This is a genomic window from Plantactinospora sp. B6F1, assembly GCF_040120695.1.
In the GTDB taxonomy this organism is placed as follows: Bacteria; Actinomycetota; Actinomycetes; order Mycobacteriales; family Micromonosporaceae; genus Plantactinospora.
Genome location: NZ_JBEEAC010000001.1, coordinates 151,634 through 175,499, shown reverse-complemented (window position 1 = coordinate 175,499; position 23,866 = coordinate 151,634). Strand labels below are relative to the sequence as shown.

Sequence of the window (23,866 nt, the reverse complement as noted above, 5' to 3'; positions counted from 1 at the left end):
CCATGACCAGGATCCCCTGCATGGACGCGGTCGTCTCGGTGCTCGCCTCGGAGGGCGTGGACATCGCGTTCGGCTGCCCGGGTGCCGCGATCCTGCCGCTCTACGCGGCGCTGCGGCGCAGCGACATCCGGCACCTGATCGTCCGGCACGAGGAGGGTGCCACGCACATGGCGGACGGCTGGGCCCGGACCAACGGCCGGGTCGGGGTCGCGATCGGCACCTCCGGCCCGGCCGGCACCAACATGATCACCGGTCTCTACACCGCACAGGCGGACTCCATCCCGATGGTCTGCATCACCGGCCAGGCGCCGACCACCAAGCTGCACCAGGAGGCGTTCCAGGCGGTCGACATCGTCGAGATCGCCAAGCCGGTGACGAAGTGGGCGGTGCAGGTGAAGGAGGCCGCCCAGGCGCCCTGGATCTTCCGGGAGGCGTTCCGGATCGCCCGCTCCGGACGGCCCGGGCCGGTCCTGGTCGACCTGCCGATCGACGTGGCACGGCAGGAGATCGAGTGGGACGCCTCGATCGACGCCCCACTTCCGGTGGCCCGGGTCGAGCCGCACCTGCCCCGGGTCGAGCGGGCGCTGGACATGCTGCTCGCCGCCGAGCGGCCACTGATCCTGGCCGGTGGCGGAGTGATCATCGGCGAGGCCACGGACCTGCTCCGGGAGGTCGCCGAGACGCTGGACATCCCGGTCCAGGTCACCCTGATGGGCAAGGGCGCGATCCCGGAGGACCACGATCTCTTCGCCGGGATGACCGGCATCCAGACCACCCAGCGCTTCGGCAACGCGTCCTTCCTGGAGTCCGATCTGGTGCTCGCGCTCGGCGCCCGGTTCGGCGACCGACACACCGGGGACCTCCCGACCTACCGGGGCAACCGGAAATTCATCCACGTCGACATCGAGCCGACCCAGCTCGGCAAGGTTTTCGGGCCGGACCTCGGGGTGGTCTCGGACACCGGGGCGTTCCTCGCCGCGCTGCTCGACGCCGTCCGGCGTCGGGGGGTACGGCGGGACCGGGGTGAATGGGTCTCGCTGGTCCGCAGGCTGCGCGCGACACTGCGCCGCCGGGACGACTTCGACGCCGTACCGGTGAAGGCGCCCCGGGTCTTCCGGGAGCTCAACGAGTTCTTCGGCCCGGACACCTACTTCGTCACCGCGATCGGTCTCTACCAGATCTGGTCCGGACAGTTCCAGCGGGTGTTCAAGCCCCGGCACTACCAGGTCTGCGGTCAGGCCGGTCCGCTGGGTTGGGAGATCCCGGCGGCGATCGGGGTGAAATCCGCCAGACCCGACGCCGAGGTGGTCGGGGTGGTCGGGGACTACTCGTTCCAGTTCCTGGTCGAGGAGCTCGCGGTCGCCGCGCAGTACAACATCCCCTTCGTACTGGTGATGTTGAACAACGAGTATCTCGGACTGATCCGGCAGGCCGAGATCGGCTACGAGATGAACTACGAGGTGGACATCCACTACGACGAGTACGGCACGGACAACGTCAAGATCATGGAGGCGTACGGCTGCACCGGGCGCCGGGTGCGGCACCCCGACGAGATCGCCGACGCCCTCGCCTGGGCCAGCAAGGAGGCCCGGCGGACCAGCCGTCCGGTACTGGTCGAGGTGATGGTCGAACGCGAGGCGAACACCGCGCACGGGCTCTCCATCGCCCAGGTGCACGAGTTCGAGCCGGTGCCGGAAACCGAATAGTGGATCTCGCGGCCCGACCGGCGGGGTGGGCGACGTCGCCCACCCCGCCGACGCGCGCACGGTCGACCCGTACCATCGCTGGCGGTGATTCCGGCTGACCGCCGTGGCCTTTGCCGCCTCCGGGATGGCGACCTGCCGCGCCGGGATGGCAACGACGATTGCATCTGGACGACTGTATGCTATAGCCAACGAACGTCCGATCGGTTTCTTCGCAGCCGGAGGTAGTCCATGACCGAATGGGGGGGCTCGGCCTCGCCTGCCGGCGCCAGTAGTGGGCGGCGACGACTCACCGCGGCCCGCCGCGAGCCACGGGTGGCGCGCCAGCCCCTGGAACGGCCCGCGCCGCTGCGGCAGGCGGTCTACGACGTGATCGCGGAGATGATCATCAATCGCGAGCTGCGCCCCGGCGAGCACCTGGTCGAGAACGAGCTCGCGGCCCAGCTCGGCGTCAGCCGGCAGCCGGTCCGGGAGGCGCTGCAACGGCTGCAGAGCGAGGGCTGGGTGGACCTGCGCCCGGCACTCGGCGCGTTCGTGCACGTGCCGACCGAGGAGGAGGCGGACCAGCTCCTCGCCACCCGTACCCTGCTGGAGTCGGAGTCGGCCCGGCTGGCCGCCCGGCAGGCCACCGCGGAGCAGGTGGAACGGCTCCGCGAGCTACAGGAGGCCGGCGAGAAGGCGCTGCAGGACGACGACCAGGTGGAGCTGGTCGCCGCGAACGCGGCGCTGCACGCGTACGTTGTCGAGATGTCCGGCAACAAGGTCCTGGCCGAACTGATCGCGATGGTCGACCGGCGGGTGCGGTGGTACTACGCCCCGATCGCCCGGTCACGGGGCCGGGAGGCCTGGGACGAGCACGCGGAGCTGATCGAGGTGATCGCCAGCCGCAACGGCCGCCGGGCCGGCGAGCTGATGCGCAAGCACACCGAGCGCACCCGGGAGAGCTACCACCAGCGCCGCAGGGAGGCCGCCGAGCGGGAAACCCTGGGCTGATCCTCCCTGATGCCCGGCTGCCGTCCCGGAAATCGTGACCGCGCGGTGTCGACATCGGCGGGGCCGCACCGACGTTCCAGTCGAGCGACGGAACCGCCCCGTCGCGCGACCCGGAGGTGAATCCGATGAAGTACCTGATCCTGATCCACTCGAATCCCCAACCGTGGGGACACCCGACCGGCGACTACCTCGCCGCCCACCAGGAGCTGCCCGAGGACCTGCGCAAGCGGCTGAACGCCGACTTCGAGCAGGTGCTGACCGAGCTACAGGCCAATGGCGAGCTGATCAGCGGCGAGGCGCTGGGCGCACCGTCGGCGGCGCGGCTCTACCGCTGGCAGGACGGTGCGCCGCTGGCCACCGACGGTCCGTACTCGGAGGCGAAGGAGCATCTGGCGGGCTTCTTCCTCATCGACGTGGAGAGCCGGTCCCGCGCCGAGGAGGTCGCCGTGAAGTTCTCCGGCCCCGGGGAAACGGTGGAACTGCGGCCCCTGATGTGGCCCGGTGGCGACGACCAGTAGCCGTCCGGCCGGAACCGGACTGCCGACGCTGGCGGACGTGTGGCGCCGGGAGGCGCCGCACGTCCTCGGCGCGCTCCTGCGCCGGTACGGCGACCTGGCCGACTGCGAGGACGCGGTCCAGGATGCCGCGGAGGCCGCCGCCGCCCAGTGGTCCGCCGGCGGGCTACCGGACGATCCACGGGCCTGGCTGATCCGGGTCGCGTCGCGGCGCCTGATCGACAGGTTTCGGGCGGACTCCGCCCGGAGCCGCCGCGAGGCGCTGGACGCCGCCCGCCAGGGGAACGATCCTGCCATCGCGCCGGCCGCCGACGAGGTGCCGCACCCGGAGGTCGACGACACGCTCCGGCTGCTCTTCCTCTGCTGCCATCCCGTGCTGAGCAGGCCGTCACAGGTGGCCCTCAGCCTGCGCGCGGTGGCCGGGCTGAACGTGGAGCAGATCGCCGCCGCCTACCTCGTACCGGCCCGTACCATGACCCAACGACTCAGCCGGGCCCGCACGGCACTGCGGCAGGCGGGCGCACGGTTCGAGATGCCGTCACCGCCCGAGCTACCGGCCCGGGTCGCCGCGGTTCTCGACGTGTGCCACCTGGTCTTCACCGAGGGCTACGCCCGGACCTCCGGCGAGACCCTGCTCGACGCCTCACTCGCCGAGGAGGCGATCCGGCTCACCCGCCAGGTACACGCGGCACTGCCCGACCATGCCGAGGTCTCCGGCGCCCTCGCGCTGATGCTGCTCACCCACGCGCGGTCACCCGCCCGGACCGACGCCGCCGGCGATCTCGTACCGCTGGCGGAGCAGGACCGCTCACGCTGGCGGCGGGACATGATCGACGAGGGTGTCGCGCTACTCGAGACGACCCTGCCCCGCGGGCACGTGGGCAGGTACCAGCTCCAGGCCGCGATCGCCGCGGTGCACGCCGAGGCCGGCAGCTACGAGCACACCGACTGGTTGCAGATCAGCGTCCTCTACGACATGTTGGGGCGGACCGCTCCCGGCCCGACCGTCACACTGAACCACGCCGTCGCCGCCGCCATGGCCCACTCACCAGCGGTCGGTCTGGCCATGCTCGACCCGTTGCGCACCGACCCCGCCATGCGCCGGCACCACCGGCTGTACGCGGTACGCGCGCACCTGCTGGAACTCGACGGTGATCCGACCGGCGCCGCGGACGAGTACCGGCTGGCGGCGCGGTTGACCGCGAGCCTGCCCGAACAGCGCTATCTCAACCGGCGGCTGGCCCGGCTGGAGAACCCGTCCCGGTAGCCGCTGTCGTCCTCGTCGGGTCCGCTGTCGTCCTCGTCCGGTCGATGCGGGCTCGGCTCCGCGTGTCCGGAGGAGGTAGCGCCGGGCCTCACCGCTGCACCGTGATGCCCTTGGGGTTGAGGTGGGAGATGTTGCCGCTCTCGGTTCCGTCGGCGGGGTCGATGACGCAGTCGATCAGCGCGGGTCTGCCCAGCGCCAGGGCCTCGCGCAGGGCGACGGCGACCTCCGTCGGCGTCGTCGCCCGGTAGCCCCGGCCGCCGAATGCGGCGATCATGAGGTCGTGCCGGGCGCTGAGCGCGGTCGGTGCCGGGTCCCCGGACGACGACCCCTCGTCGCCACGGTAGACGCCGCTGTTGTTCAGCACGACGGTGACGACGGGCAGGTTGTAGCGGCAGATCGTCTCCATCTCCATGCCGCTGAACCCGAACGCGCTGTCGCCCTCGATGGCGACGACCGGGTCCCCGGTCTCGACGGCGGCGGCGATCGCGTACCCCAGACCGATGCCCATCACCCCCCAGGTGCCGCTGTCGAGGCGGTGACGCGGCACCGGCATGCCGATGGTGTTACGCGCCAGGTCCAGCGCGTTCGCGCCCTCGTTGACCAGATACGTCCGCGGGTTCTCCCGCAGGACGTCGCGGATGGCCTGTAGGGCGCCGAGGAACTTCATCGGATGTGCCGTCTCGGCGGCCTGCAGGCGCTTGGCCATCTTGCCGACGTTCTCGGCGGAGCGGGCCGCGAGTTCGTCCCGCCACTGGGCCGGGACCACGATCCGGCCGGGTCCGGTCCGGTCGATCAGCGCCTGCATCACCGAACCGACATCGCCGACGAGCGGTGCCGCGATGGGCTGGTTGCTGTCCAGTTCGGTACTGGCGATGTCCACCTGGATGAACCTGGCGTCGGCGTTCCACTGTGGCGCGTCGCCGTGTCCGAGCAGCCAGTTCAGGCGCGCACCGACGAGCATCACCACGTCGGCCCGCCGGAGGGCCAGTGATCTGGCGCTGGCCACCGACTGCGGGTGGTCGTCGGGCAGCAGGCCCTTCGCCATCGACATGGGCAGGTAGGGCAGACCGGTGAGCTCGACGAACCGCCGGATCTGGTCGTCCGCCTGCGCGTACGCGGCACCCTTGCCGAGCACGACCAGCGGCCGCCGTGCGCTCGCGAGCAGTTCGATCGCCCGGTCCAGGGCCGCGGGTTCGGGCACCTGGCGCGGGGCCGGGTCGACGACCCGCCACAGTGACGCCGCGCCCAGCTCCGCGTCGATGACCTCGCCGAGGACCGCGGCCGGGATGTCGAGGTAGACCCCTCCCGGTCGCCCGGACACGGCGGTGCGGATCGCGCGGGCCACGCCGCGGCCGATGTCTTCGGCCCGCTGTACGCGGTATGCCGCTTTGGCGAACTGTCGAGCCGCCGCCAACTGGTCCATCTCCTCGTAGTCACCCCGTTGCAGGTCGACGAGGTGCCGCTCGCTGGAGCCGGAGATCTGCACCATGGGGAAGCAGTTCACCGTGGCGTTGGCCAGGGCTACCAGCCCGTTGAGGAACCCCGGGGCGGAGACCGTGAGGCAGATTCCCGGCTTCTTCGTCAGGAAGCCGGCCGCCGCCGCCGCGTGCCCGGCGGCGCTCTCGTGCCGGAATCCGATGAAGCGGATGCCGGACGCCTGCGCCAGGCGGGCCAGGTCGGTGATCGGGATGCCGACCACGCCGTAGATGGAGTCGATCTCGTTGAGCTTGAGCGCGTCGACGACCAGATGGATCCCGTCGGTCAGCTTCTGCGCACTCACGAGGCCGCTGGCTTCTGACTCCCCGAGGGAAGCGATGGTCATGATCAGAATCCTCCATCATCGTCGTACGACGGGAAGCCGTGTCCTTCCCGTGCCCCAAAGACTGCATACCGTATGGGGTAGGCAATAATCGTGGACCATGTGACAGCGGAGTGTCTAGGGGTGACGGGGACGTTTTCCGGGCACGCTGGCCCCGCACGGGCGCCAGCCTGGTAGTCGTGGGCCCGGTCGGGTGATGCGGGTGGCTTTGGTCACTAGATCGTTTTTTGTATACCGAAGGCGGTATCCTGGAAGCGTCGAACAGGACCTGTCGCCGGAGACGAGCACGAGGGTTTGTGGTGGCGCGACACCGGGTAGCTCCACACAGGAGGCCCGACCTACAGTTCACGCCACGGTCCGGGCCGCGAGGTGGCGGCCCCGCACGGGCACGGCGGGCGACCCCCGCCGGTCATCGAGCCGGCGACAGACACAGATCCGGCCGCCACGCGACGAGGCGTGCCGGCGGAAGATCCGGCGACCCGGGTGCGCCTGGCCCCACCAGGCACACCCGGGTGTCCTGCCGGACCACCGTCCCGGACGGATTCACGCCGTCCGGAATGGTGCGCACGGTCCCGGGAAGCGTCGTTTCCCGGGAAGACCGACAAGCAGGAGTGATGCTGTCATGACCACCTGGCGAACGTTCTCACGTTCCCTGACCCGCCTCTCCGACCGGCTGGCCCTGCCGGCCGCGTTCCCGGCCGACGGTCGCCGCCTCGGGCTCGGCCTGGCGGCCGCACTGGAGAACCAACGCCGGGCCGCCCGGCCGAGCGACGAGGAGATCGAGCGCTTCCTCCGCGGCACCGCCGGGGACGAAGACCTGATCAAGATCTGACGACCGGTCAGGCCCCGTCCCGGTCCGCCGTCACGGTCTCGTGGGCAGCGGGGGTCCCGACCCCCGCCCCCTCCGTGGCGGCGGACGGCCGTTCGAACCGGTCCCGGCGGGACTTCGCCAGGCTGGCGACGGTGGTGACCAGCAACGTGCCCAGGATGACCCCGAGCGAGACCATGATCGGCACCTCCGGCGCCCAACCGATCCCATCGTGGTGCAGCGCCTCCAGCACGAGCTTGACCCCGATGAAGGCCAGGATGAACGCCAGGCCCTTGCTGAGGTACACCAGCCGGTCCAGCAGGCCGCCGATCAGGAAGTAGAGCTGCCGCAGCCCCATCAACGCGAACGTGTTGGCGGTGAAGACCAGGTACGGCTCCTGGGTCAGCCCGAAGATCGCCGGAATGGAGTCCAGCGCGAACAGCAGGTCGGTGGTGCCGATGGCGACCATGACGATCAGCATCGGGGTCACCATCAGCCGGCCGTCCACCCGGGCCAGCACCGAGGAACCCCGGTACGACCCGGTGGTCGGCAGGATCCGCTTCGCCGTACGCAGCGCCAGGTTCTCGGAGAACTCGTCCTCCTGCTGCGGCCCCACCAGCTTGACGGCGGTGTAGATCAGGAAGGCGCCGAAGAGGTAGAACAGCCAGTCGAACCGGGTGATCGCCTGCGCGCCGGCCGCGATGAAGGCGCCCCGCATCAGCAGCGCCAGTACGATGCCGATGAGCAGCACCTTCTGCCGGTACTGCAACGGCACCGCGAACCGGCTCATGATGATGATGAAGACGAACAGGTTGTCGACGCTGAGCGAGTACTCGGTGATCCAGCCGGCGAAGAACTGACCGCCGTAGCCGCCCCCGACCGTCGCCGTCAGGACGAACCCGAAGGCGACCGCGGCCAGCACGTAGAAGCACACCCAGGCGACGCACTCCCGGAAGCTCGGCTCGCGCGGATTGCGGGCGACCAGGTAGAAGTCGAAGGCGATCATCACGAGGAAACCGACGATCGTCACGGCCCATACCCAGACCGGCAGGTTCATAACTCTCCCTTGGCTCGGAACACGGTGGATCGACCGGCAGCCCGAGCGGCGGCCCGGGCCCGCCGACGGCTCTCCCGGGCCTTCCACTGTGCCTCGGCATGCCGGAGGTAGAAGGTGTACAGCCGGTCGGCGGCCGGGTTGCGGTGCCGGATCCGGCGCAGCCAGCCCGGCGCGATCCGCTCGTGCAGCCAGCTGAAGCCGATCGCGAAGCCGAGACTGACGATCGCCTGGTAGGCGAGGAAGCCGGGCAGGTCCGGCGGCAGTGCCGGCCGGCCGACGACCATCAGGCCGACCAGCATCTCGTGGACCACCCGGGCCACCGGAAATCCGATGAACCAGTAGAGCGCCGCCGGAGCGAAGACGCCCGGCGACACCACGCCGGCACCCGTCAGCAGCGCGAAGCCGCCGCCGAGCAGTACCAGCGGCAGGCCGAGCCCCACGCCGGTGGCCACCGCCCAGCCGATCGGTTGGCCGGCGAGCAGGGCGAGCCCGACGGCCGCCACCCCGGCGGTCGCACCGATGCCGGCTCCCGGCAGGGCGAGCTCACCGAGGTGGCGTACTTTGTCGCCGGTCATGCCATCTCCCCGTTCCGTTCGTGCCCCGCGGCCGGCCGGCTCATATGACCACGCCGAACCGGAGTAGGCTGTAGACGAGCATCCCGAGATAGAACAGCGCGCCGAACCCGATCACCGCGTTCTGCACGATGCCCGGCCGGATCGGCTTCGGCAACATCCGGTTGTTCACCAACAGCAGCACGACACAGTACGCGCCCATCGCGAAGGTGGAGAGGAAGGCCAGCACGTCGAGGATCGCGCCCGGGCCGTCCGCCGGCCCGAAGTTCAGGATCAGGATGCCGAACGTGATGACGCCCCAGAGGAACCCGGCGTACAGCTTCGACATGCTGAACCGCTTGGCCCCGGGCACGAAGTGGTAGGTCATGTCCGCCTGGCCCCGGGAGAACGAGTCGAAGAGGCCGAGCGTGGCGTTGAGGCCGATCAGCGCGATGAAGCCGAGGAAGACCCCGTGCAGCACCGGCGCCCCGGCCGCGGCGAACGCGTCGGCCATCGCGGTCAGCGCCGCCTCCCGCTCCCCGTCGCGGATCACGTCCCCGACGCCCGGGTTCTCCCGGACGGCGGTCTGGGCCAGCACCGTGAACGAGATGGTGACCAGCATCGTGACGCCCCAGAAGAGCAGCAGGGCGTCGAAGGTGACCCAGCGTCGCCAGCCCTTCCACTTCCTCATCTCCTCCGGGCTGTCGGTGTCGAACATGAAGCCGCGGGACGGCATCTCCTCCTGCTCGCCCGCGTGCCGCAGGCCACGGATCTTCGGGATGTGCGCGCCCATGCCGGCACCGGAGTCCCGCAGGTGCAGTGTGTACCACATCTGCTGCATCCCGGACGGGCCGGCGAAGGCGATCGCCCCGACGATGACCGGGAACCATGCCGCCGACATCGCCTCGTCCGGCAGGTAGCCGAAGTGGAACATGCCGCCGAGCGTGGAGGTGACGTCGCTCCACTGCCCGACGATCGAGGCGACCACCGAGGTGCCGATCACCAGTACGCCGATCAGCAGGCCGAGCAGGCTCTCCAGCAGCGGGTAGATCACCTTGGCCAGACTGAACACCACGCCGACCAGGATCAGCCCGACACAGGCGCTGACCGTCCAGGGTATGCCGGTCACCTCCTCGAAGGCGGCGGCGCCGGTCGAGAGGTGTCCGGGCCAGATGTAGACCAGGATCGCCACGCTGAAGAAGAACCACATCAGTGGTTTGAAGACCCGGGCGGCCCCGAAGAAGATGCTCTCTCCGGTCGCCATCGCGTACCGGGCCATCTCCAGCATCACGAAGGCCTGCAGGGTGACACCGATCAGGAAGAGCCACCGGATCTCCGGCCCGAAGATCAGGACCAGTCGGGGCCACATGTACGACTCGCCCATGCCCACGCCGAGCGCGACGAGGAACACGGTCGGGCCGAGGAGGTGGATCGAGGGCGGAGCCTTGGGCAGTTCCCGGATCGGCATCGGTTCGAGCCGTCCGGCCCGCCACACGCGCTCCTCGGCGGGGGGTGCCGCCGGGACACCGCCAGGCTGCTCGGGCATCGCGGCGGTGCCGGCCGCCGGGGTGGTACTGGTCGGCTGGGTTGGATAAGGGCTGTTCGAAGCGTCCACGCTGGACCTCCTGGGGACTGTGACGTCGTACGGAGCCGGAGGACGGGCCGGTTCCGACGCTTGTGTCCGTTGACCCTTGGCCGCGGAGCGGGTCGCCGTGTCGCTTAGTGGCCCCTCCAACTGACCGGTCGGGTGGAACCGTGCATTGCTCAGCGGCCGTCCGGTTGGCCGCCCAGCAGACCGGCGGAACGTGCCCACCGGTACTTGGCGCCGAGCACCGCGACCGGCTTCTCCGTGGTGTACGGGTAGGCGACGATCCGGTGCCGGTACAGGTACTCGCTGGCCTCCTCGACCTCGACGTCGCCGGCGAGCGAGGCGACCACCGGCTTGTGGACGCCCTTGGCCCGGAACTCCTCGACCACGTCGACGACCAGCTCGGCGAAGACCATCGGCGGGGTGACGATGGTGTGCCAGTAGCCGAGGATCAGCGAGTGGATACGGGGGTCGGACAGTCCCAGGGCGATGGTGTTGCGGTAGGTCGACGGCGGCTCACCGCCGGTGATGTCCACCGGGTTGCCGGCCGCGCCGAACGGCGGGATGAACCTGCGGAACGCCTCGTCGAGGTCCGGTGGGATCTCCATCAGGGTGAGCTTGTTGTCCACGCAGGCGTCCGAGAGCAGCACCCCGGAGCCGCCGGCACCGGTGATGATGACGACGTTCTCGCCCCGCGGGGTGGGCAGCAGTGGGATGCCCCGGGCGTACTCCAGCAGGTCGTTCAGGCCCGGGGCCCGGATCACGCCGTTGGAGCGCAGGATGTCGTCGTAGACCTTGTCGTTGCCGGCCAGCGCCCCGGTGTGCGAGCTGGCCGCCCTGGCGCCCTGGTCGGTGCGGCCCGCCTTGAGCACCACCACCGGCTTGGTCCTGGAGACCCGGCGGGCGGTGTCGGCGAACGACCGGCCGTCCTTGAGGTCTTCCAGGTGCATGGCGATGAGCTGGGTGTTCGGGTCGCTCTCGAAGAAGGTCAGCAGGTCGTCCTCGTCGATGTCGGCCTTGTTGCCGACGCCGACGATCGCGGAGACGCCCATCCGGGCGGCCCGGCTGAAGCCGAGAATGGCCATCCCGATGCCGCCGCTCTGCGAGGAGAGCGCCACCCCGCCCCTGACGTCGTACGGGGTGCAGAACGTCGCCGAGAGGTTCTCCGGGGTGTAGTAGTAGCCGTAGATGTTCGGCCCGAGGATGCGTACGCCGTGTTCGCGGGCGACCCTGACCACCTCGGCCTGCAACTCGTGGTTGCCGGTCTCGCCGAACCCGGACGGGATCAGGATCGCCCCGGCGACCCCCTTGGCGCCGACCTCGGCCAGCGCCTGCGGCACGAACTTCGCCGGGATGGCGAAGACCGCCACGTCGACCGGGCCGGGCACGTCGGAGATGCTCCGGAACGCCTTGCGGTCTTCGATTTCGCTGGCCTTCGGGTTGATCGGGTAGATCTCGCCCTGGTAGCCGCCGTTGACCAGGTTCTTCATCACCGAGTTCCCGATCTTGCCGGCCTCGGCGGAGGCGCCGATCACCGCGACCGAGGCCGGCCGCATGATCCGGGTCATGCTGGCCAGGATCTCCTCGTCGGTGAAGCGCTCCGGCCGCACCGCCGCGGCCGGGTCGACCAGGATCCGCACGTCCACCGCGGTCGCACCGGCGGCGGTGGCCAGCACCGGGTTGAGATCCACCTCGGCCAGTTCCGGGAAGTCGGTGACCAGGTGCGACAGTCGGACGATCAGGTCGGCCAGCACCGCACGGTTGGCCGGCTCGGCGCCGCGTACCCCGCGCAGGATCTCGGCCGAGGCGATCCCGTCGATCATCGACAGCGCGGTGTCGGTGTCGGTCGGAGCGAGCCGGAACGTCACGTCCTTGAGCACCTCGACGAGTACGCCGCCGAGCCCGAACGCGACCACCTTGCCGAAGGTGGGGTCGGTGACCGTACCGACGATGACCTCGTGGCCGGCGTCGAGCTGCCGCTGCACCTGCACCCCGACGATCTCGGCATCCGCCCGGTACGCCCGGGCGTTGGCGAGGATGGTGTCGTACCCCGCGGCCACCTCCTCGGCGGTGCGCAGGCCCACCAGCACGCCGCCGGCCTCGGTCTTGTGCAGGATGTCCGGCGAGACGATCTTCAGCACCACCGGCAGGCCGATCCGCTCGGCCAGCGCGACCGCCTCCTCGGCGCCACCGGCCAGGCCCTCACCCGGGGTGGCGATCCCGTACGCCTCGACCACCAGCCGCCCCTCGGGAGCGGTCAGCGAACTCCGGCCCTGGGCGGCGGCCTGGTCCAGCACCCGCCGCACGGCCTCGCGGTCGTAGCTGCTGTCGTTGGATGGCATGACGTCGTCTCCTTCGGGGAACGCCGGTGCCGGCGGTGCCGGCGGACCGGGGAACGTACGGTTCGGCTCGGACGGTGGTCGCGGATGCGGTGCCGGACGCCGTCGGATGACGTCCGGCCATTCAGACCGCGCCGGCGGCGCGCAGCTCGCCGACCTGTTCCTCGGAGTAGCCCAACTCGCCGAGGACCTGGCGAGTGTGCTCGCCGAGCAGCGGCGAGCGCTCCACCTCGACGTGCGAGTCGGAGAGCTTGATCGGGTTGCCGACCGTCTTGTACGCCCCCCGCGCGGGATGCGCGACCTCGACCACCGAGCCGAGCTGGGCGAGGGTCTCGTCCTCGATCAGCTCCCTGGTCGACAGGATCGGCCCGCACGGGATGTTGTACGCGTTGAGCCGCTCCATGACCTCCTGCTTGGTGTGCCGCTCGGTCCACTCCTCGATCAGCGCGAACGCCTTGTCGAGCTTGTTCAGGCGCACCTGCGGGGTGTTCCAGGCGGGGTCGTCGGCCAGCTCGGGCTTGCCGATCAGCTCGCAGAGCGGCTTCCAGCCCACCGGCTGGATGATCACGTAGATGTAGTCGTTCGGTCCGCCGGGGGCGCACCGCACCGCCCAGCCGGGCTGGCCGCCGCCGGAGGCGTTGCCGGAGCGGGGCACCTCGTCGCCGAAGGTCTCGTTCGGGTACTCCCCCAGCGGGCCGTGCGCCAGCCGCTGCTGGTCTCGCAGCTTGACCCGGCAGAGGTTGAGCACCGCGTCCTGCATGGCGACCTGCACCCGCTGACCCCGCCCGGTGCGGGTGCGCTGGTAGAGCGCGGCCAGGATGCCGGCGACCAGGTGGATGCCGGTGCCGGAGTCGCCGATCTGCGCTCCGGTGGCGGTCGGCGGCCCGTCCTCGAAGCCGGTGGTGCTCATCGCCCCGCCCATCGCCTGGGCGATCACCTCGTACGCCTTGAAGTTGGCGTAGCGGCCCGGCCCGAAGCCCTTGATGGAGGCGTAGACCAGGCCGGGGTTGATTTCCTGGAGCCGTTCCCAGGGGAAGCCGAACCGCTCCACCACCCCGGGGCCGAAGTTCTCCACCAGGATGTCCACGCCGGACACCAACCGGGTGAAGACCTCCCTGCCCCGCTCGTGCTTCATGTTCAGGGTGATGCTGCGCTTGTTGCCGTTGAGCATCGTGAAGTAGAGGCTGTCCACGTTCGGGATGTCGCGCAGCTGGGTACGGGTGATGTCACCCTGGCCCGGCGCCTCCAACTTGATCACGTCCGCGCCCAGCCACGCCAGGATCTGCGTGGACGAGGGGCCGGACTGTACGTGCGTCATGTCGAGGACCCGTACGCCCTCCAGTGCCTTACCCATGCCAACCTCCTGTGCGCGCCCCGCCGTGCACTGCCGGCCGTCGAGCTGATGCCTCGGTTGCCTGCCGTCGCGGTTGCCGTGGACCCGTTCGGTCCACCCCTGCCCGGGATTGCATACCGTATGGGGTAGGCAATATCGTGGCGCATGTAACAGCGGAGTGTCTAGGGGGTAGCGGGACGTTTTCCGCCGAAGTCGTTGAGGTCCCGGCGGTGCGACCCCCGTGCGTCGGTGCGAGTCAGAACCCGCTTCCGCTGCCCGCACCCCATCCCGGTCCGACCCTTACCTCCGGTCCGATCCGCACTCCCCCGGCTCTCCGACCGCCCGTCCGGGACCGCCCACGGGCGGTCGGAGCCAACCCACCGAAGGTCGAGAAGAAGGGAGGCCCGGTGGACCTGTTGGAGCACCAGGCACAGGAACTCTTCGCCACGCACGGCGTACCGGTCAGCCGCAACCGCGTGGCCGGTACGCCCGACGAGGCCCACGCGGCCGCCGCCGAGATCGGCGGACGCGTGGTGGTCAAGGCACAGGTCAAGACCGGCGGCCGGGGCAAGGCCGGCGGGGTGAAACTGGCCGACGGGCCGGACGCGGCCCGGGACGCGGCCAGCCGGATCCTCGGGATGGGCATCAGGGGCCACACCGTGCACCGGGTGCTGGTCACCGAGGCCGGCGACATCGCCGACGAGTACTACGTGTCGTTCCTGCTCGACCGGTCCAACCGGTCGTTCCTCGCCCTCGCCTGCGCGCAGGGCGGCGTCGAGATCGAGCAGGTGGCGGCGGAGAACCCGGAGGCGCTGGCCCGGGCCTGGGTGGACCCGGCCGACGGGTTCGACCTGCCCGGCGCGCGCCGGCTGGCCACCGACGCCGGGCTGCCCGACGGGGTACGCGAGGAGGTGGCCCGGGTGCTCGTCCGGCTCTGGCACGTCTTCCGGTCGGAGGACGCCACCCTGGTCGAGATCAATCCACTGGCCCGACTGACCGACGGCAGCGTACGGGCCCTGGACGGCAAGGTGACGCTGGACGACAACGCCCGGTTCCGCCAGCCCGGGCACCTGCGGTACGTCGACATCGGCGCCACCGACCCGCTGGAGGCCAGGGCCGCCGAGAGGGACCTCAACTACGTCAAGCTGGACGGCGCCGTCGGAGTGATTGGAAACGGCGCCGGGCTGGTGATGAGCACCCTTGACGTGGTCGCCTACGCCGGTGCGGAGTACGGCGGGGTGAGGCCGGCCAACTTCCTCGACATCGGCGGCGGCGCCTCGGCCGAGGTGATGGCGAACGGTCTGGAGATCGTCCTCGGCGATCCCGACGTGCGCAGCGTCCTCGTCAACGTCTTCGGCGGAATCACCGCCTGCGACGCGGTCGCCGACGGCATCGTCGCGGCGGTCGGGCTGCTCGCCGCCCGGGGTGAGGCGATCAGCAAACCGCTGGTCGTCCGCCTCGACGGCAACAACGCCGCACAGGGGCGGCGGATCCTCACCGAGGCCGCGCTTCCGGGCGTACGGCTGGTGGACACGATGGACGGGGCGGCGCGGCTCGCCGCCGAACTCGCCGGCAGGGGGGCGTGACAACCATGGCAATCTTCCTCACCGAGAAGAGCAGGGTGCTGGTCCAGGGCATCACCGGCACCGAGGGGACCCGGCACACCCGTCGGATGCTCGCCGCCGGCACCAACATCGTCGCCGGGGTCACCCCGGGCAAGGGCGGCCGGGACGTCGACGGCATCCCGGTCTACGACGGCTGCGCCGAAGCGGTCCGGGCGACCGGTGCCGACGTCAGCGTGGTCTTCGTACCACCGCGGTTCGCCAAGGCGGCCGTGCTGGAGGCGGTCGACGCTCGCCTCGGCCTGGCCGTGGTGCTCACCGAGGGCATCCCGGTGCACGACACCGTCGAGTTCTGGGCCTACACCCGGGCCGCCGGCAACCGCACCCGGATCATCGGACCGAACTGTCCCGGGCTGATCAGTCCCGGTCAGTCCAACGCCGGCATCATCCCGGCCGACATCACCAAGCGGGGCCCGATCGGCCTGGTCAGCAAGAGCGGCACCCTGACCTACCAGATGATGTACGAGCTGCGCGACTTCGGCTTCTCCACCTGTGTCGGAATCGGCGGCGACCCGATCGTCGGCACCACGCACATCGACTGCCTCCAGGCCTTCGAGGACGATCCGGAGACCGAGGCGATCGTGATGATCGGCGAGATCGGCGGGGACGCGGAGGAGCGTGCGGCGGCGTACATCGCCGAGCACATCAGCAAGCCGGTGGTCGGCTACGTCGCCGGGTTCACCGCCCCGGAGGGGAAGACGATGGGGCACGCCGGGGCGATCGTCTCCGGGTCGTCCGGTACGGCACTGGCCAAGCAGGATGCGCTGGAGGCGGTCGGGGTCCGGGTCGGCCGGACGCCGTCCGAGACCGCCGCCCTGATGCGCGAGACGTTGCTGGCGCGCTGATCCGCGTCGGCGGCGCCGGTCCGGACGGTGTCCGACACCACCGTCCGGACCGCGCACCTCCCGCCCCGAACTGTCAGGCGGACAGGGTCGCCGGGGGCCGCTCGGTCAGCCGGTGCGCTCCGGCGTAGACGTTCATCGAGCTGCCCCGGAGGAAGCCGACCAGGGTCAGCCCGGCCTCCGAGGCCAGGTCGGCGGCGAGCGAGGAGGGCGCGGAGACCGCGGCCAGCGCCGGGACGCCGGCCATCACCGCCTTCTGCACCAGCTCGAACGAGGCCCGTCCGCTGACCATCAACACGGTGCCGCGCAGCGGTACCCGCCCGTCGCGCAGCGCCCAACCGACGACCTTGTCCACCGCGTTGTGCCGGCCGACGTCCTCGCGCAGGCAGTGCAGCCGGCCGGCGGCGGAGAAGAGCGCCGCGGCGTGTAGCCCGCCGGTGCGGTCGAAGACCCGCTGCGCGGCCCGCAGGGCGTCGGGCAGCGCGCTGAGCACATCGGGGTCGAGCCGCACCGGGTCGTCGGCCACCGACCAGGCCGCGCTGGTCCGCACCGCGTCCAGGCTGGCCTTGCCGCAGAGTCCGCAGGACGAGGTGGTGTAGAAGTTTCGCTCCAGCGACGGGTCCGGTGGCGCCACTCCGGCCGCCAGCACCACGTCGACCACGTTGTAGGTGTTGACCCCGTCAGCGGTGGCACCCGCGCAGTAGCGGATGCCGGCGATCTCAGCGGCGCCGCGCACCACGCCCTCGCTGACCAGAAAGCCGGCCGCCAGGTCGAAGTCGTCCCCCGGGGTCCGCATGGTCACCACCAGGGAACGCCCGTTCACCCGGATCTCCATCGGCTCCTCCGCTGCCAGCGTGTCCACCGGCTCGCTGACCACGCCGTCGACGATCCGGACCAGCCGGCGCCGGCTCGTCACCCGTCCCATTCCGCCCCACCACCGTCCTCGCTCGGTCTCACCCGGCCGGTCGGCCCGTTCCACGGTAGGGCCGACCAGCCTCCGTCCGCACTAGAGCCGATCTGCGGGCAGCGGCGACGGCAGCCGGACCATCGCCAGTCCGGGCTGGCGCATCCAGCGGGTCAGCGCCGCACCGAACAGCCCCAGCGAACCGGCCACCAGGAACGGCACCACCGAATCCGGAGTGGTCACCACCAGCCCGGCCAGCACGATGCCGAGCAGTCCGCCGAGCGCCTTGCCGGTGTAGACGATGCCGTAGTTCGGCACCGTGGCAGCGTCACCGAACCAGTCCCGGACCAGGCTGACCAGCAGCGAGTAGCCGGCTCCGGTGCCCGCGCCGGCCAGCGCGGCGAAGCCCGCCACGGCGGCCGGGTGGTTGTCGTTGGCCGCCGCCGCGAGCAGGCCGAACTGGGCAATCCCGCCGACCAGCAGGGAGAGGCCGAGGGTGCCGCGCCGGCCGATCCGGTCGGAGAGCGAGCTGGTCACCGCCCGGCCGATGCCGTTCGACGCGGCCAGCGCGCCGATCCCGGCCACCAGGGTCAGCGCCGGCAACCCCTGGGTGTACGCGGCGCCGGCCAGGTACGCGATGTCGAACAGCGCCATCGTCGCGGTGAGTACCACCACCACGAACATCAGCGGCAGCATTCCGCTGCGTACCGCCGCGCGGGGCGGGTAGGGGCGGGCGGCGGGGCGGTTGTGCGGGATGCTGCGGTTGATCCGCCGGTCGACGGCCCAGCGCTGCGGGTCGATCTGCGCCGGCCACCAGTTGCGGGGCGGCTTGCGCATCAGCACGCCGCAGGCGGTCACCACCGCGAACACGGCGACGGCGGTCCCGGTCAGCATCGTCGTCCGGTTGCCGGCGTCCAGGCCGTAACCGGCGAGCACGACGAACGGGATCGACCCGTAGCCGAACGCGGCGCCGACCACCGCCACCCGGCCGGCGATCCGCTCCGGGAACCACTCGGTGACGCAGGCGATGCAGGTCAGGTAGACGAGTCCGGCGCCGATGCCGCCGAGCACCGAGTAGCCGAGCAACACGGTGGCGAGGTCGGCCCGGTGCGCCAGGGTGAGCAGTGCGGTGAGGCAGCAGGCGGCGCCGACGAGCATCGGTACGGCCAGCCGGCGGCCGAGTCGCCGGTACCACCACCCGGCCAGTGGTGAACTGCCCGCCTGGCAGATCACCCAGAGTGCGAGTACGGCGAACGCCTGCCACAGGCTCCAGCCGTTCGCCTCGATCAGGGTGGGCAGCGCGGCGCCGTAGCCGTACTGGAAGAGGCTGATCGCCAGCATCGCGGCCCAGGGCAGCAGCAGCATCCACGCCCGGGACCGGCCCAGCAGGGCCCGGTCGCTCTCGCCGATCCGGTAGCGGCGGCCGTAGAGGTCGCTGATCTCGCGCACCGCCGTGTCGTTGCTGGAGTCCGTCATCTGGTGCCTCCAACTGGCCACTGTATACTGTATGGTGAGTGCACTATTCTCTACCACCGAGGGGCGGCTGTCCAGGTCGATCTGCGGGCGAACGGATCGACCGGTCGGGTTCCCCCGATGTCATCACGTCGGCGACGCGGCGAGGAGAGCGGCATGAGCGGGCTGAGGCCACCGATCCGGGACGCCGCGCGATGAGCGCCGTCGCCTGGTACGAGGCGCGGCGGTGCGCCCGGGAGATCGCCCGGCCACTCGGCACCGTCCAACGGGCCCTGTCCGAGGCGGTCGGCTCCGCCCTGGCGGTGCCGCTGGTCGCGCTGGCCCCGCTGCCGGCGTACCACTGCGCCGCGATGGACGGATACGCGGTGGCGGGACCCGGCCCGTGGCGGCTCACCGGACGGGTACTGGCCGGCGATCCGGGCATACCGGCACCGCTGACCGCCGGGGACGCCGTCGAGATCGGCACCGGTGCCGTGGTGCCGGCCGGCGCCGACGCCGTACTGCCGTACGAGCGGGCGACCCGAACGGACCGGACCGTCCACGGCGAGATCGAGCGGGGCCGGCACGTACGCCGCAGGGGCGAGGACTGTCCGGTGGGTCAGGAGGTGCTGCCCGCCGGCACGGTGGTCAACCCGGTCGTGCTCGGCCTGGCCGCCAGCCTCGGCCACGACACCCTGACCGTGCACCGGCACCCCCGGATCGGCATCGTGCTGACCGGAGCGGAGCTGCGCACCGCCGGCATCCCGACGGCCGGACAGGTCCGGGACGCGATCGGGCCGATGCTGCCGGGACTGATCCGGGCCGCCGGAGCCGAGCTGGCCTGGTCCACCCGGATCGCCGACGACGCCTCGGCGCTGGTCGCCGCGTTGCTGCGCTCCGACGCCGACGTGCTGGTGGTCTGTGGAGCAACCTCGGCCGGCGCCGCCGACCACCTGCGCCGGGCCCTGGACACGCTCGCCGCCGAGGTACCGGTACGCGGCGTCGCCTGCCGGCCGGGCCACCCCCAACTCCTGGCCGGCCTGCCGGACGGCCGGTTCGTGGTCGGGCTGCCCGGCAACCCGTACGCGGCCCTGGTCGCCGCGCTGACCCTGCTCTCCCCGCTGCTCGGCCGGCTCGCCGGGCGTACCGAACCGGCGAACCTGACCGCGACGCTGGCCGGTCCGGTAGCACCGCACGACCGGGACACCCGGTTGGTGCCGGTGGCCCGGGACGGGTCGGCGGCGATTCCGGTCGGGCACGACCGCCCCGGTTCGCTCTGGGGCGCCGCAGGGGCGGACGCGCTCGCGGTCGTCCCGCCCGGCTGGGCCGGCGCGGAGGTCGAGTTGCTTGCGCTGCCGGCCGCCGAGACCGCGCTGACCTCGCCGGCTCCGGTCCCGTTCCGGCCGGTGGTCGCCGCCACGGCCTGAGCCGGCGGCCCGTCTCCGGCGGCCCGTCTCCGGCGGCCCGCGGGAGAACAAGCAACTGGACAGGCATCGATACGCTGTGCTTTGTGGCCGTGACGAAAGGGATTGCTTCGGCCGTCGCCGCTGGTGCCGTTATCGGCTTCATAATCGGGGGCGTCTTTGAGACCGTGGCCGGCGGAATCGTTCTCGGCTGCGGCATCGTCGCCGCGACCGTCTGGTCGTATGTGGCCGAACACCAGGGGTGGCGCGAGCGGGTGCAGTTCACCGGCATCTTTGCTGTAGGTGGCGGCGCACTCAGTGTCGCGGCGGCCCTGGGCAAGCCGTCCGTCTTGGTTGGTGCCTGCTTCGGCCTGTTCGCTGTCCTGCTCTCGGTGATCGTGTGGTTCACCGCGGAGGGCGGAAGCAGCGACCTCGGCGGTCCCACTGACTGACCGTAATCGTGTCTGTGTCGCGTCTACCCAGTTCAGGCGACGTCCACCGGAGCGTGAGCAGCCCGCCTGGCCGCCCCGGGGTGGCGACCCGGGTCAGCGCCGCCGGACCTGCCCGGACGGTTCCAGCCAGTCGGCGGCGAGCAGCTCCGCGACCTTTTCGACCAGCTCGGCGGCGCGGTGCAGGCAGGCCGCCGGGTCCGGTTCGACCGAGGTCAGCGGGTAGACCGCCTGAATGCCGGCGTCCCGCAGTTCCTCCGGGCCGACGCTGACCTGGCCGGCGACGGCCACGGTGGGCACGCCGGCCCGGGCGGCAGCCCCGGCCACCCCGACCGGCGCCTTGCCGTGCAGGCTCTGCGCGTCCAGCGATCCTTCCCCGGTGACCACCAGGTCGGCGCCGGCCACCGCCTCGGGAAAGCCCAGCAGGTCGAGCAGCAGTTCGATGCCGGGCCGGAACCGCGCACCGAGGAAGCCGAGCGCGGCGAACCCGACCCCGCCGGCCGCGCCCGCACCGGCCCGGTCCCTGACCCGGGGGCCCGGGGTGGCGCAGGGCGGACCCGCCGCCCGGATCGCCGGCTCGACCAGATCGGCCCAGCGGGTCAGACCCGCCTCCAGTACCGCGACGTCGTCGGCGGACGCCCCCTTCTGCGGGCCGTACACGGCGGCGGCACCGGTCGGGCCGAGCAGCGGGTTGTCCACGTCTCCGGCCACCACGAACCGGGTACGCCGGACCGCCGGATGCAGCCCGGTCAGGTCCACCCGGTGCAGGCGGCGCAGCGCCGCACCGCCGTCCGGCAACTCCGCGCCGCGTTCGTCCAGCAGGCGTACGCCGAGCGCGCCGACCAGCCCCGCCCCGCCGTCGGTACTTGCGCTGCCGCCCAGCCCGAGTACCACCTCGGCACACCCGTACTCCAGCGCCGCCCGGATCGCCTCGCCGGCACCACGACTGCTCGCGTGCAGCGGAGCGGGTACCCCGGCCGGCAGCCGGCGCAGCCCGCAGGCGTCCGCCAGCTCGACCACGGCCACGCCGTCGGCGTACCCGACGGCGGTGCGTACCGGGATCCCGGTCGGGCCGGCGACGGAGACCGGGATCCGGTGGAAGCCGGCCGAGACCGCCGCGTCGAGGGTGCCGTCACCGCCGTCGGCGACCGGGAAGCCGCGTACCTCGATGCCGGGTGCGGCCCGGCGTAGCCCGGCGGACAGATGGTGGACGACCTCGGCGGCGGTCAGCGAGCCCTTGAACTTGTCCGGTGCCAGTAGGACGTGCCCCATCGGCGCGACGTGCTCAGCCGGCGGACCGGCCGGAGAGCTGCTGGACCAGTTTGAGTAGCGCGCTGTGGTCGAGGCCGCCGTCGCCCTGTGCCTTGAGCGCGGCGATGAGCTGGGCGACCGTCGCACCGAGCGGGATCACCACCCCGGCCTCCCGGGCCGCCGAGGTGACGATCCCCATGTCCTTGTGGTGCAGGTCGATCCGGAAGCCCGGCTGGAACTGCCGGGCCAGCATCCCGGCCGCCTTACGGTCCAGGATGCGGTTGCCGGCCAGGCCGCCGGCCAGCACCCTGACCGCCGCCTCGGTGTCCACACCGTACGCCTCGAGGAAGACGATCGCCTCGGCGACCAGCTCGATGGTGCCGGCCACGATGAGCTGGTTGGCCGCCTTCACGGTCTGGCCGGCGCCGACCGGACCGACGTGCACGACGGTGCCGCCCAGCACCTCCAGGATCGGCCGGGCGGCGGCGAAGTCCGCCGGCTCGCCACCGACCATGATGGAGAGGGTGCCCTCGATCGCGCCCGCCTCGCCGCCGCTGACCGGGGCGTCCAGCACCCGCACGGAGAGGGTCCGGGCGGCCTCGGCTACCTGCCGGGAGGTGCCCGGCGAGATGCTGCTCATGTCGACGTAGAGCTGGCCGGGGCGGGCGTTGGCCAGGATGCCGGAGTCGCCCAGGGCGACCGACTCGACGTCGGCCGAGTCGCGGACCATCGTGATCACCACGTCGACCTGCCGCACCAGCTCGCCGATGCCGGCGGCGACCTTGCCACCGGCCTGGTCCAAGGCGGCGTTGCGGGCCGGGCTGACGTCGTAGCCGACGACGTCGTGACCGGCCTTGATCAGGTTGACGGCCATCGGACCGCCCATGATGCCGAGGCCGATGAAACCGATGCTGGTCATCTCAGCGCTCCCCTTCGTTGGTCTGGTCGGCACCGCCGCCCCGGCGGTGCCGGGGCAGCCACTCGAAGCTGTCCGCGCTCGGTCCGCTGGGCAGGTATTCCAGGCCGACCCAGCCCCGGTAGCCGGCCCGTTCGAGCTGGTCGAGCTGGCCGTCGAGGTCGATCTCACCGGTGCCGGGCTCGTGCCGGCCGGGCGCGTCGGCGATCTGCACGTGCCCGATCCGGTCGGCGTACTCGGCGAGCACCTTGGGCACGTCGTCGCCGTTGACGGTGAGGTGGTAGAGGTCGGCGAGGAGGGCCACGTTGCGGATGTCGCGTTCGACCAGCAGCTGGTCGAGTACCGCGACCACGTCGGCGGCGGTACGCAGCGGGTAGGGCTGCGGGCCGCTGACCGCCTCGACGAGCACCGTGCCGCCGATCCGGGCCACCGCGGCGGCGGCGAAGGCCAGATTGGCCACTGCCGTCTCCTCCTGCGTGCTCGGGTGCAGGTCGGCGATCCGGTTGCCGTAGAGGGCGTTGAACGACCGGCAGCCGGTGGCGGCGCCGATCATCGCGACCAGTTCGACGTTCTCCCGGAACTCGGCGGACCGGGCCGGCCAGGAGACCACTCCCCGATCACCGCCGGGCAGGTCCCCGGCGAAGAAGTTCAGCCCCACCAGTCGGACGTCGGCGTCGTGGAGGGCGGCGAGGAACGCCTCCACTTCGGAGGCCCGGGGCACCGCCTCGGTGAACGGCCACCAGAACTCGACGGCGTCGAATCCGGCCGCCTTGGCCGCCGCCGGCCGTTCCAGCAGGGGCAGTTCGGTGAAGAGGACCGAGCAGTTCACGTCGTAGCGGAGGTGGTGGGCGGGCACGGGTCCTCCCGAGCGGCTGGACGAGACTTGATTACCTACAGAATTCTGTATGCAGTATGGAAGTGAGTGTACACCAGTCCCGGCCGCAGCAGCCGATCGAGGTGCAAGGTGATCGCCGTACACCCGGAGTGGCCCCGCCCGGCATGGACGTCCGAGCCGGGCGATACGATCCCGCCCAAGCGGACGAGGTGGAGGGGT

Annotated in this window: 20 protein-coding genes; 9 read left to right on the top strand and 11 right to left on the bottom strand. The window is 71.4% G+C overall.

Annotated features, from left to right (window positions below):
- Window positions 1-2 precede the first annotated feature (2 nt).
- The 4 genes from gcl to ABNF97_RS00635 all read left to right on the top strand — a co-directional run bounded on the left by gcl (window position 3) and on the right by ABNF97_RS00635 (window position 4,478).
- Window positions 3-1,706 (top strand): glyoxylate carboligase, encoded by a 1,704-nt coding sequence (gene gcl, locus ABNF97_RS00650; protein WP_130462595.1) that lies wholly within the window; start codon window positions 3-5, stop codon window positions 1,704-1,706.
- 228 nt (window positions 1,707-1,934) lie between these two features.
- Window positions 1,935-2,696 (top strand): FCD domain-containing protein, encoded by a 762-nt coding sequence (locus tag ABNF97_RS00645; protein ID WP_130462594.1) that lies wholly within the window; start codon window positions 1,935-1,937, stop codon window positions 2,694-2,696.
- A 125-nt stretch (window positions 2,697-2,821) separates the two neighbouring features.
- Window positions 2,822-3,214 (top strand): YciI family protein, encoded by a 393-nt coding sequence (locus ABNF97_RS00640; protein WP_130462593.1) that lies wholly within the window; start codon window positions 2,822-2,824, stop codon window positions 3,212-3,214.
- Entirely contained in the window at window positions 3,198-4,478 is a 1,281-nt protein-coding gene (locus ABNF97_RS00635) for an RNA polymerase sigma factor (RefSeq protein ID WP_349337276.1), read from the top strand. Before ABNF97_RS00640 ends, ABNF97_RS00635 begins: the two co-directional genes overlap by 17 nt.
- An 88-nt stretch (window positions 4,479-4,566) precedes the next feature.
- Here ABNF97_RS00635 and oxc read toward each other — a convergent pair whose 3' ends face one another.
- Window positions 4,567-6,300: an oxalyl-CoA decarboxylase gene (gene oxc, locus ABNF97_RS00630; RefSeq protein WP_130462592.1), complete on the bottom strand. Its 1,734-nt coding sequence runs from the start codon at window positions 6,298-6,300 to the stop codon at window positions 4,567-4,569.
- Window positions 6,301-6,919: 619 nt separating this feature from the next.
- Between oxc and ABNF97_RS00625 the strand changes: the two genes are divergently transcribed.
- Entirely contained in the window at window positions 6,920-7,129 is a 210-nt protein-coding gene (locus ABNF97_RS00625; RefSeq protein WP_130462591.1) for a hypothetical protein, read from the top strand.
- Window positions 7,130-7,136: 7 nt separating this feature from the next.
- Here the strand turns inward: ABNF97_RS00625 and ABNF97_RS00620 are convergent, their stop codons facing one another.
- The 5 genes from ABNF97_RS00620 to frc form a co-directional block, all read right to left on the bottom strand.
- Window positions 7,137-8,162, bottom strand: a complete 1,026-nt coding sequence (locus tag ABNF97_RS00620; protein WP_130462590.1) for a TerC/Alx family metal homeostasis membrane protein — start codon at window positions 8,160-8,162, stop codon at window positions 7,137-7,139.
- Window positions 8,159-8,737, bottom strand: a complete 579-nt coding sequence (locus ABNF97_RS00615) for a hypothetical protein (protein ID WP_130462589.1) — start codon at window positions 8,735-8,737, stop codon at window positions 8,159-8,161. Before ABNF97_RS00615 ends, ABNF97_RS00620 begins: the two co-directional genes overlap by 4 nt.
- 40 nt (window positions 8,738-8,777) lie before the next feature.
- Complete coding sequence (locus ABNF97_RS00610) at window positions 8,778-10,328, bottom strand: Nramp family divalent metal transporter (protein WP_207230498.1); 1,551 nt, start codon at window positions 10,326-10,328, stop codon at window positions 8,778-8,780.
- 149 nt (window positions 10,329-10,477) lie between these two features.
- Window positions 10,478-12,643: an acetate--CoA ligase family protein gene (locus tag ABNF97_RS00605; RefSeq protein ID WP_349337275.1), complete on the bottom strand. Its 2,166-nt coding sequence runs from the start codon at window positions 12,641-12,643 to the stop codon at window positions 10,478-10,480.
- Between the two features lie 121 nt (window positions 12,644-12,764).
- Window positions 12,765-13,994 (bottom strand): formyl-CoA transferase, encoded by a 1,230-nt coding sequence (gene frc / locus ABNF97_RS00600; RefSeq protein ID WP_349337274.1) that lies wholly within the window; start codon window positions 13,992-13,994, stop codon window positions 12,765-12,767.
- Window positions 13,995-14,380: 386 nt separating this feature from the next.
- Between frc and sucC the strand changes: the two genes are divergently transcribed.
- Both sucC and sucD read left to right on the top strand, forming a co-directional pair.
- On the top strand, window positions 14,381-15,559 hold the full coding sequence (gene sucC / locus ABNF97_RS00595) for an ADP-forming succinate--CoA ligase subunit beta (protein ID WP_130462586.1): 1,179 nt from the start codon (window positions 14,381-14,383) through the stop codon (window positions 15,557-15,559).
- Window positions 15,560-15,564: 5 nt separating this feature from the next.
- The gene (gene sucD / locus ABNF97_RS00590) at window positions 15,565-16,440 is read left to right on the top strand and encodes a succinate--CoA ligase subunit alpha (RefSeq protein WP_349337564.1); all 876 of its coding nucleotides are present in this window, start codon (window positions 15,565-15,567) and stop codon (window positions 16,438-16,440) included.
- Between the two features lie 73 nt (window positions 16,441-16,513).
- On the opposite strand, the gene fdhD is transcribed toward sucD, so the two are convergent.
- On the bottom strand, window positions 16,514-17,362 hold the full coding sequence (gene fdhD / locus ABNF97_RS00585; RefSeq protein ID WP_349337273.1) for a formate dehydrogenase accessory sulfurtransferase FdhD: 849 nt from the start codon (window positions 17,360-17,362) through the stop codon (window positions 16,514-16,516).
- Between the two features lie 81 nt (window positions 17,363-17,443).
- Complete coding sequence (locus ABNF97_RS00580) at window positions 17,444-18,817, bottom strand: MFS transporter (protein ID WP_130462584.1); 1,374 nt, start codon at window positions 18,815-18,817, stop codon at window positions 17,444-17,446.
- 191 nt (window positions 18,818-19,008) lie between these two features.
- Between ABNF97_RS00580 and ABNF97_RS00575 the strand changes: the two genes are divergently transcribed.
- Window positions 19,009-20,220 (top strand): molybdopterin molybdotransferase MoeA, encoded by a 1,212-nt coding sequence (locus tag ABNF97_RS00575; RefSeq protein ID WP_349337272.1) that lies wholly within the window; start codon window positions 19,009-19,011, stop codon window positions 20,218-20,220.
- 83 nt (window positions 20,221-20,303) lie between these two features.
- Window positions 20,304-20,648, top strand: a complete 345-nt coding sequence (locus ABNF97_RS00570; protein ID WP_130462582.1) for a hypothetical protein — start codon at window positions 20,304-20,306, stop codon at window positions 20,646-20,648.
- A gap of 93 nt (window positions 20,649-20,741) precedes the next feature.
- Here the strand turns inward: ABNF97_RS00570 and ABNF97_RS00565 are convergent, their stop codons facing one another.
- From ABNF97_RS00565 to ABNF97_RS00555, 3 genes are read right to left on the bottom strand one after another with little or no spacing between them, the layout of a single operon-like run.
- The gene (locus ABNF97_RS00565; RefSeq protein WP_349337271.1) at window positions 20,742-21,917 is read right to left on the bottom strand and encodes a glycerate kinase; all 1,176 of its coding nucleotides are present in this window, start codon (window positions 21,915-21,917) and stop codon (window positions 20,742-20,744) included.
- A gap of 13 nt (window positions 21,918-21,930) precedes the next feature.
- Complete coding sequence (locus ABNF97_RS00560) at window positions 21,931-22,815, bottom strand: 2-hydroxy-3-oxopropionate reductase (RefSeq protein ID WP_349337270.1); 885 nt, start codon at window positions 22,813-22,815, stop codon at window positions 21,931-21,933.
- A gap of 1 nt (window position 22,816) precedes the next feature.
- On the bottom strand, window positions 22,817-23,668 hold the full coding sequence (locus ABNF97_RS00555; protein WP_349337269.1) for a hydroxypyruvate isomerase family protein: 852 nt from the start codon (window positions 23,666-23,668) through the stop codon (window positions 22,817-22,819).
- Window positions 23,669-23,866: the final 198 nt, after the last annotated feature.